This is a genomic window from Flavilitoribacter nigricans DSM 23189 = NBRC 102662 (assembly GCF_002646595.1).
GTDB classification, from domain to species: Bacteria; Bacteroidota; Bacteroidia; order Chitinophagales; family Saprospiraceae; genus Flavilitoribacter; species Flavilitoribacter nigricans.
Genome location: NZ_PDUD01000115.1, coordinates 1 through 1,501, shown reverse-complemented (window position 1 = coordinate 1,501; position 1,501 = coordinate 1). Strand labels below are relative to the sequence as shown.

Below are 1,501 nucleotides of genomic sequence, written 5' to 3'. Positions count from 1 at the left end.
GGGAGTACCGATAATTGCAAAAGGCTTCGGATCAAACGTTAAGAGAAAAGAAAGAACTCTTACACAAAAATCCGAAGCCATGAAATCAGAACAAAGATCAGAAGAAATCTTCAAAGGAAAAACGATCTACCTAGGAGTAGATGTACATCGCAAGAGCTATCAGGTGAGTTCGCTGCATGAAGGTCAGGTATTGGGCAAGTCGGTACGTATAGATGGTCATGCTGGAGCTTTATTGAAATGGGCTCGCAACAGGTATAAAGGAGCGGAACTAATATTCGGCTATGAAGCCGGCTTCAGCGGACTGAGTTTAAGTCGTCATTTACGCGAGGCCGGTTATGAATGTCATGTGTTAAATCCGGCCGATATTCCCAGTACGAACAAGGATCGGGTGTACAAGACCGATAAGCGAGACAGCAAAAAGATAGCCTATGCATTAATGAATCCCTATTCGAACTACAATTATCAGATTGCCCCCTGGGCGGAACAACTGCGCCAAAATGTTCGAGGCGCCTTGCGCTTAAATTCAGACATAAGTCGCTTACAACATCGCATTAAGCAGAATCTGTACTACCTGGGCTTAAATATGCCTCGTACGGCCAGAGGCTGGGAAAGTTGGTCCCAGGCGAGCCGAGAGCAGATCCGACAACAAGCTCAGACAGGAGGTCATCTGGCTATACATCTGTGGTTGGATCAATTAGAACAGCTATTAGGATGCAAGCAAAAGATGTGGCAGGACATTGATCAGATGCTTTTGGAATCGCCTCTGCAATGTCCCTATGAATTACTCCAGACGCTGAAAGGGGTTGGAAAAATACTGTCGGCCACCCTAGTCACGGAGATCATTGATATGAGGCGTTTTAGTTCCATTAATAAACTACGTAGCTATATTGGCTTGACCCCAGGAGAAACTAGCAGTGGAGAGCAGGTGCGTGTCGGATCGATGACCAAGCGAGGTAATCGCATCTTGCGCTGGGCATTGATCCAGGTGGCCCGACGGGTGATGGATTCAGATGCGGAAATCGCCATGCGCTATGCTCAATGGCGTAAGCAGTGTAGCCATGACCATAAAGCTATTGTCAAAGTGGCCAATCTGTTGTTGGGCCGCATTCGAAGCATGTGGCTCAAACAGGAAGCTTATCGGTCTCCCTACTCGGATCTCAGTGCTGGCCGACTTCCAAGTGAAGCCAGCTCCGAGACCCGATAAGCCAGCAGTGAAAATAAATGAATTAATTTAGCGAAAGAGACTAAAAGTCAATTGGAAGGGCATCCCCAATCCCAGTCTTGCGGCGCCTGGCGATCGCTCTTTTGGAGTATGGGGCCCTTCCTCTTCATCACTGATCGTACTTTGCAGCGTCTGGATGGACGACTGCTTATAGAAGATTGTCTGTATCGCTAATCAGTTGGAATCATCTTAACGGAAAGCTCGTTGAGCTTGACGCAAAGGATATTTATCGCTTTTAACGAAATTTTGGTCGGTTTCCTTGGTTTGCAATATAGAAGA

Annotated in this window: 1 protein-coding gene; it reads left to right on the top strand. The window is 46.9% G+C overall.

Going from position 1 to position 1,501, the window contains the following annotated elements:
• Positions 1-1,204: IS110 family RNA-guided transposase (locus CRP01_RS41630; RefSeq protein ID WP_222845959.1), on the top strand; the 1,204-nt coding region annotated here is incomplete at its 5' end.
• Positions 1,205-1,501: the final 297 nt, after the last annotated feature.